A 7,401-nucleotide genomic window follows, 5' to 3' on the forward strand; every position below is an offset into this window, starting at 1 on the left:
CAGGAAATGTCCTGCAAGCCACTCAGAAAACGGCCTGCGCGCGTCCTTCGCCGCCTCATCGTCTTTAAAGCGTCTCCCATGCCATTTTCCTCACTGGGCTTTTCGCCCACGCTATTGCCCTCTTTTCTTCGCGCCGTGGCTGAAAAAGGCTATTCGACTCCCACGGCCATCCAGAGCGAGGCCATTCCGGCGATTTTGCAGGGTCGCGATGTGGTCGCGTCTGCCCAGACTGGTTCCGGCAAAACTGCCGCGTTTGCTTTGCCCATGCTGCAGCAGGTGGCCGAAACGGCCGATCAAACGCCGCGCCGCGTCCACGGGCTGGTGCTGGTGCCTACGCGCGAACTGGCAGCCCAAGTGGGTGAATCCATTGTCAGCCTGGCCAGATACCTGCCCCGGCGAGTCAAGGTGGCGGTCGTGTTTGGCGGCGTGTCGATCAACCCGCAAATGATGAACCTGCGTAGCGGCGCCGACATCGTGGTGGCCACGCCGGGCCGCCTGATCGACCTGATTGACCACAACGCGCTGACGCTGGCCTCGGTCAGCACACTGGTGCTCGACGAGGCCGACCGCCTGCTGGACATGGGTTTTGGCGATGAGCTGGGCCGCATCCTTGACATGCTGCCCCGGCAGCGGCAAAACCTTTTCTTTTCGGCCACCTTTCCGCCCGCCATTGAAACGCTGGCCGAAGCCATGCTGAACCAGCCCCTGCGCATCAAGGTGCAAGCCGGACCGCAGGCCGAGCCTGAAATCGTGCAGCGGGCCATTGAAGTGGATGCGCCGCGGCGAACCCAGCTGCTGCGCCATCTCGTGCAAACCGAAAAGTGGCAGCGTGTGCTGGTGTTCGTCGCCACCAAGCATGCCGCCGAAATCGTCGCCGACAAGCTGCGCAAGGCCGACATCGAGGCGGAACCCTTTCATGGTGAACTGAGCCAGGGCAAGCGCAACCAGGTTTTACAGGATTTCAAGCTGAAAATCCTGCAGGTCGTTGTGGCAACCGATGTGGCCGCACGCGGCATCGACATTGCCCAGCTGCCTGTGGTGGTGAACTATGATCTTCCGCGCTCGGCAATCGACTACACCCACCGGATCGGCCGCACCGGGCGCGCCGGTGAAAGCGGCATGGCCATCAGTTTTGTCAGTGCGGTTACCGAAGCGCACTGGCAGCTGATTGAAAAACGCCAGCACCTGAACGTGCCGCGCGAGCAGATTCCGGGCTTCGAGCCTCTCCATGCGGCCAAGCCAGGCAACATGGAGAGCAGCGATGCACGCGTGCCCGAGCCGGATGCCAACGGCGGCATCAAGGGCAAGCGTCCGAGCAAGAAAGACAAGCTGCGCGAAGCGGCTGCCAGGGTGCAGTCAGGTCAAGGCCAGGGGCAATAAGCCGCCCTCGCCGCCATTCATCGGCCAGGCGGTTTATTCGACGTGATCTCCGCTGTCGGCAGCCACCCCGGCATCGCGCGGTTTTTCCGTCCGCTGGCCGTGTCGAGTGACCACCTCGACGTAAAACTGCTCATCGCCTTCCTTGGCAACCGTGTCGATCAAGCCCATGAGCGTGGCGAAATGCACTGGCGCAGCGCTCGCTTCATTGCTGCCGAATCGGCATTCGAAGTCCCAATAATCCACGCCCTTCGGCAATGGCCGGCTGCGCTCGCGTTTAACGTACTTGCGGATGTCATGTTTGCTGGCGTCCAGCAGGCGGTCACGGTTTTTGCCTTCAATGTTGAGTTGGTAGGTTTTTCTCACGGGTATCCTTGTTGGGTCGTCTGTTCGGTGCGAGCTCAGCCACTGGGGGCGTGACTCGAAAGCACTCCATTATCGGGCCGTCACTGGCCCGATAAGGCGCTATTGACCCCGACCCGTCGTTCAACGCACTGGCAGCGCCTTTTCTATAGCCTGGTGCAGGTGCTGAAAGCCGAACGACACATCCGCAAAGTGGCCATTGACATAGAACGCAGGCGTCGAACGAACGCCCAGATGCCGGCCGCCCTGCATGTTCTCCTGCACACGCTGCAGATAAACGTGATCGTTCATCTCGTTCTGATAGCGCGGCAAGTCCAATCCCACCTGGCCCGCATAGTCGAGCAGCTGTTTCTCCTTCAGGTGCTGCTGGTGCGTAAAAAGCAGTTCGTACATCGGCCAGAACTTGCCTTGGGCAGCAGCCGCTTCGGCCGCTTCTGCGGCCAGTTCGGCATGGGGATGCGCCTCCCGCAACGGAAAATGGCGGAAGACGAAGCGCAGTTGCGAGCCAAAATGGGGGAGCATAACCTTCAGGGAGGTGTAGGCCTGCAGGCATGACGGACATTCAAAATCACCGTACTCGATCACCGTGACAGGCGCGAAGGCCGGGCCATGAATGTGGTCAGTGGCCTCGTCCGGCGAAAACAACGGATCCGGCTTGGCGTTGGCGGTCATAAAAGTTGCCTTTCAACTATGCATTGAGGGCGCTTGGAGACATAAAGGAATAGATATCCCTTGACGGTGTTCAGCACGCGCAATAGAAACACAGTATGCCCTGCTTGCCACCGCATGATCAAGTCAACAGCACGGCCGATGCGGGCGATCCGGCTTTGCAATTATCCTGCAGCGTTTTCCAGTGCTTCATCCAGCGCCTTGCAGGAAGGTGAGCAGACGGCCTGGGATTTGCCCAGCACTTTGCGTGTGCCCATCATGGAGCGTGCGCGATGCTTGCCGCACATGAAACACGACATAGTGGCAGCACCAAATGAAGTGGTGGCCGCAAATGGCGAGCCAGATACCTTGGATTTGTAGCGCAGGCCGTCAGCGAGGACAGCGGTTTTGGCGTCAGCTCTTGCCATGGTTTGAGTCTTTCTGGGTTGAAGGGTTTGAACGGCGGGTGGCCCTGTCCGCAGCAGGGTCCGGAATTTCTTTTACCTGTAGCTTCGCGCGAAACCATGCAATGGCCATAATGAGGATCTTGCGCCGCATGCACTTGCCGCTTTAGCCAAGCCTGCACCATCCTGTTCCGCTATATTTTTTATAGCTGGCGATGCTTGTCTAATATGAGCCCTGACGTATTTTACCCCTAAACTGGCGTGCTGTGCTTTTCCCTTGTCTAGAGAGGCTTTGCGGAGCCCGGGGACCAGCCAGTGCGCCGCTTACTTCGGCGTGTAAATCTGGTCAAACGAGGCACCATCGGCAAAATGGTCCTTGTCCGCCTTTGCCCAGCCGCCAAAACCCTGGTCAATCGTGAAGAGCTGTAGTTTGGGGAACTGGCTGGCGTATCGGGTCTTGGCCTTCTCGCCGGTCGGGCGGTAGTAGTTGCGGCCGGCAATGTCCTGGCCTTCGTCGGAATACAAATAATCGAGATAAGCCGTCGCCACGACGCGGGTTCCCTTTTTATCGACGTTCTTGTCTACCACTGTGACCGTCGGCTCGGCCAGTATGCTGATGGACGGCACCACGACCTGGAACTTGTCGGCGCCAAACTCTTTCAGCGCCAGGAAGGCTTCGTTTTCCCAAGCTACCAGCACGTCACCAACGTTGCGCTGTACAAACGTGATGGTCGAGCCGCGGGCGCCAGTGTCCAGAACCGGGACGTTCTTGTACAGGTTGGCGACGAATTCCCTGGCCTTGGCCTCGCTGCCAGAGTTCTTGCGCTTGGCAAACTCCCAAGCCGCCAAATAGTTCCACCGGGCACCACCCGAAGTCTTGGGATTTGGCGTAATGACGGCAACGCCGGACTTGGTCAGGTCGTCCCAGTCCTTGATTCCCTTGGGGTTGCCCTTGCGCACCAGAAACACGATGGTCGAGGTGTAGGGCGCCGAGTTGTGCAGCAGGCGCTTTTGCCAGTCCTTTGGAATAAGGCCGCCGTTCTTGACAAGCGCATCGACGTCGCCGGCCAGCGCCAGTGTCACCACATCGGCGTCAATGCCGTCAATCACCGAGCGCGACTGCTTGCCAGAACCGCCATGCGACTGCTTGATGGTGACGTTCTGGCCGGTCTTTGCCTTCCAGTATTTGCTGAAGGCGATGTTGTACTCCGCATACAGTTCGCGGGTCGGGTCGTAGGACACATTGAGCAGGGTGACGGGTGGCTGCTGGGCCAAAGCGCCCAGGGATGACACTGCCAACGCGACGGCTAATGTGGCGCGTTGCGAAACATTCATAAAATGGCGGCGTGTAGTCATATTCAGGTTTCCGTTTTTTTTGCGATTGCGTGCAGTTAATAAAGAAACTGGATTCTGGAATCATTGCTTAAAAACTGAAACGAATAAAATTTCATTTTTTTATATCTAAATCATCTATAACCAGCCTATTTCAACGAAAGAAATTTTTATATGGCACGCCTCGTTCACTGCATCAAACTCGGCAAGGAAGCTGAAGGCCTGGACTTTCCCCCGTACCCGGGCGCGCTGGGCAAGCGCATCTGGGAAGAAGTCAGCAAGCAGGCATGGGCCGACTGGATGAAGCAGCAAACCATGCTGGTCAACGAAAACCGACTAAACCTGGCCGATGCGCGCGCCCGCCAATACCTGGCGCGGCAGATGGAAAAGCATTTCTTCGGCGATGGCGCCGACGCGGTGCAAGGCTACGTTCCGCCCAGCGCCTGAGGGCCGGGGATGCCGGAGCGCATTGACTGGCTGGACGACGGCACGGCAGGCGGCAGCCCTCACAGCCCACGTTTTGACGACCGCTACCGCAGCGAGTTGGGCGGGCTGGAGCAGGCCCGCAACGTTTTTCTCAAGGGCTGCGGCCTGCCCGGCGCCTGGGCCTGTCAGCCGCAATGGTGCGTTCTGGAAACCGGTTTTGGCCTGGGGCTGAATTTTCTGGTGACCTGGGCCGCCTGGAAGGTTGACCCGCTACGCCCTCACCTGCTCCATTTTGTATCGCTGGAGGCTTTTCCGGCAAGCGCGGAAGATGTGCTGCGCGGCGCGCAATCCCACCCTGAACTTTTTCCGTTTGCCCAGGAGTTGCAGCGCCAGCTCTGGGGTTTGCTGCCCGGATTTCACCGGCTGGTGTTTGAGGACGGCCAGGTCTTGCTGACGCTCTGCGTGGGTGACGCCAAGGCCATGCTGCGCGAGTCGTCGTTCGAGGCCGACTCGGTCTATCTCGACGGTTTCAGTCCCCAGCGCAATCCGGATATCTGGGACCTTCACACCTTCAAGGCAGTGTCCCGCTGTTGCCGGCGCGGCACGCGCTTGGCTACCTGGACCATCGCCCGCAGCGTGCTCGATGCGCTGACGCAGTGCGGTTTCGTCGTCAACCAAGTCCCCGGAACGCCGCCCCAGCGTGACAACCTGCAGGGCGAGTACAACCCGTCCTGGAAACCCAAAAATGGAAAGCCAGCTGCAACGCGCAGAGAACCGGCCCGTTGCCTCGTCATCGGTGCGGGCCTGTCCGGCGCGGCCGTCGCGGCCAGCCTGGCGCGCCGCGGCTGGCAGGTGACGGTGCTGGACGCGGCGCCACGCCCTGCTAACGGCGCCTCCGGGCTGCCCGCTGGCGTCATCGCACCCCATGTATCTCCGGATGACAGCCTGCTCTCGCGCCTGTCACGCGGTGGCATTCGGGCCACACTGCAACAGGTGGAGGCATTGATGCCAGCGGGCAGCGACTGGGCGTTTACCGGCGTGCTGGAGCATGGCGTGACTCATCCACGCAAATTACCGGCCGCATGGCAACCCCCGGGAGCCCTGGCCGACGCTGCGCATGACTGGACGCGCGCGGCGACGCCCGAACAACTCGCGAACTGCGGTCTGCCGCCAGCCACCCCGGCGCTATGGCATGTGCGGGGCGGCTGGATAAAACCCGCGCGACTTGTCGGCGCCTGGCTGGCAACGCCAGGCGTGCGCTGGCGCGGCAACTCGGCGGCCAGCTGCCTGCGCCGGCAGACGGGACAATGGCAGGTGCTGGACGCGGCAGGACAGGAACTGGCCAGCGCTGAACTGGTGGTGGTAGCTGCGGGTTATGGCACCCGCGCATTGGCCGTGGCAACCGCCGAAGGTGTCGAGCGTCCGCTGGCGCTGCAGGCGATTCGCGGCCAGGTCTCGTGGGCGTTTCATGCGCCAGGTGTGACGGCGCTGCTGCCCGACTTCCCGGTCAACGGCCACGGCAGCCTGGTTCCCGCCGTGCCTCTGGCCGAAGGGCTGGCCTGGGTCACCGGTTCCAGCTTTGAGCGTGACAACACCAGCCGCCTGAGCCTTCCGGAGGACGATCAGCACAATCTGGACAAGTTGAAGACCTTGTTGCCTTCGGTGGCCAGTGCACTACAGGGCGCATGGGGCAATGGCCAGATCAACAGCTGGGCTGGCGTTCGCTGTGCCACGCCCAGCCGGCTGCCAGTACTGGGGCCGCTGGATGCACAGGAAGTGCCTGATTTGTGGGTCTGCAGCGGCATGGGCTCACGCGGACTGACGTTTGCCGCGCTGTGCGCGGAGCTGCTGGCCGCCAGGCTTCACGGCGAGCCCCTGCCGCTGGCGCAGCGCGAGGCTGATGCGCTGCTGCCCCAGTACGCTATAGCGGCTTGAGTACTGTGAATTTCAGCAGGTTTCAGCAAATTTCAAGCTAAATGTTGCTCTTGTCCAATGAATACGGCCTTAGCTAGCTATCGACTTGATAGCACCCTATTTCATCGCGTCGGCCGGGCGGCGCGCCTTGACATAAGAGTCGCTCGGCAAATACGCCTTGCCGTCCGCATAGCGCCACTGCACCATCGTGCCCTTGTTGCCACGCAGATCCAGCTTGCCGACATAGGCGCCCATGGTCGACTGATGGTCAATGGCGCGAAATTCCGCTGGCCCGAACGGGGTCGAGAACTTCAGGCCGCGCAGCGCCATCACCAGCTTTTCGTTGTCCAGCGAATTGGCTTTCCTGATGGCGGCAAAAATCGCCTGCATGGTGGCATAACCGACCACCGAACCGACCTTCGGGTATTCCTTGAAGCGGCGGTAGTAGTTGGCAGCGAAACTGGCATGCTCACGCGAGTCAATCTGGTCCCAGGGGTAGCCGGTGACGATCCAGCCCTTCGGCGTTTCGTCTTTCAGCACGTCAAGGTATTCGGGCTCGCCTGACAGCAGCGAAACAACCGGCGTTTTCGGGAAAATGCCGCGTTGATTGCCTTCGCGCACCAGCTTGGCGAGGTCGGCGCCAAAAGAAACATTGAAGATCGCGTCGGGTCTGGACTGCATGGTGGCCTGCAGCGTGGTGCCGGCCTCCAGCTTGCCGAGCGCCGGCCACTGCTCGCCGACAAACTCCACGTCGGGGCGTTTGGCCTTGAGCAATTCCTTGAAACTGGCCACCGCGCTCGGGCCATATTCGTAATTTGGCGCTATCGTGGCCCAGCGCTTTGCCGGCAGTTTGGCGGCTTCTTCCACCAGCATGGCGGCCTGCCTATAGGTGCTGGGGCGCAGCCGGAAGGTGTAGCGGTTGCCTTTGTCCCAGACC

The 7,401-nt window shown here is 60.7% G+C and carries 8 protein-coding genes; 3 read left to right on the forward strand and 5 right to left on the reverse strand.

Annotated features, from left to right (window positions below):
• Nucleotides 1-78: 78 nt before the first annotated feature.
• Nucleotides 79-1,380, forward strand: coding sequence for a DEAD/DEAH box helicase (locus HHJ19_RS12030; protein ID WP_296907646.1), 1,302 nt, complete (start codon nt 79-81; stop codon nt 1,378-1,380).
• A 33-nt stretch (nt 1,381-1,413) separates the two neighbouring features.
• Here HHJ19_RS12030 and HHJ19_RS12035 read toward each other — a convergent pair whose 3' ends face one another.
• The 4 genes from HHJ19_RS12035 to HHJ19_RS12050 form a co-directional block, all read right to left on the reverse strand.
• Nucleotides 1,414-1,743, reverse strand: coding sequence for a DUF6172 family protein (locus tag HHJ19_RS12035; RefSeq protein WP_296907648.1), 330 nt, complete (start codon nt 1,741-1,743; stop codon nt 1,414-1,416).
• Nucleotides 1,744-1,863: 120 nt separating this feature from the next.
• Nucleotides 1,864-2,412: a DsbA family protein gene (locus HHJ19_RS12040; RefSeq protein WP_296907650.1), complete on the reverse strand. Its 549-nt coding sequence runs from the start codon at nt 2,410-2,412 to the stop codon at nt 1,864-1,866.
• Between the two features lie 161 nt (nt 2,413-2,573).
• A complete protein-coding gene (locus tag HHJ19_RS12045; RefSeq protein WP_296907652.1) occupies nt 2,574-2,816 on the reverse strand; it encodes a hypothetical protein in 243 nt (80 codons plus the stop codon).
• 300 nt (nt 2,817-3,116) lie between these two features.
• Nucleotides 3,117-4,148: a sulfate ABC transporter substrate-binding protein gene (locus HHJ19_RS12050; protein ID WP_296907653.1), complete on the reverse strand. Its 1,032-nt coding sequence runs from the start codon at nt 4,146-4,148 to the stop codon at nt 3,117-3,119.
• 150 nt (nt 4,149-4,298) lie between these two features.
• Here HHJ19_RS12050 and HHJ19_RS12055 point away from each other — a divergent pair, with 150 nt between their 5' ends.
• Both HHJ19_RS12055 and mnmC read left to right on the forward strand, forming a co-directional pair.
• Complete coding sequence (locus tag HHJ19_RS12055) at nt 4,299-4,571, forward strand: oxidative damage protection protein (RefSeq protein WP_296907655.1); 273 nt, start codon at nt 4,299-4,301, stop codon at nt 4,569-4,571.
• A gap of 9 nt (nt 4,572-4,580) precedes the next feature.
• Nucleotides 4,581-6,485, forward strand: a complete 1,905-nt coding sequence (gene mnmC / locus HHJ19_RS12060; RefSeq protein ID WP_296907657.1) for an FAD-dependent 5-carboxymethylaminomethyl-2-thiouridine(34) oxidoreductase MnmC — start codon at nt 4,581-4,583, stop codon at nt 6,483-6,485.
• A 96-nt stretch (nt 6,486-6,581) separates the two neighbouring features.
• Here mnmC and HHJ19_RS12065 read toward each other — a convergent pair.
• Nucleotides 6,582-7,401 (reverse strand): ABC transporter substrate-binding protein (locus HHJ19_RS12065; protein WP_296907660.1); only part of this gene is annotated, 820 nt, incomplete at its 5' end.

It is taken from the genome of Polaromonas sp. (genome assembly GCF_012927415.1).
In the GTDB taxonomy this organism is placed as follows: Bacteria; Pseudomonadota; Gammaproteobacteria; order Burkholderiales; family Burkholderiaceae_C; genus Polaromonas.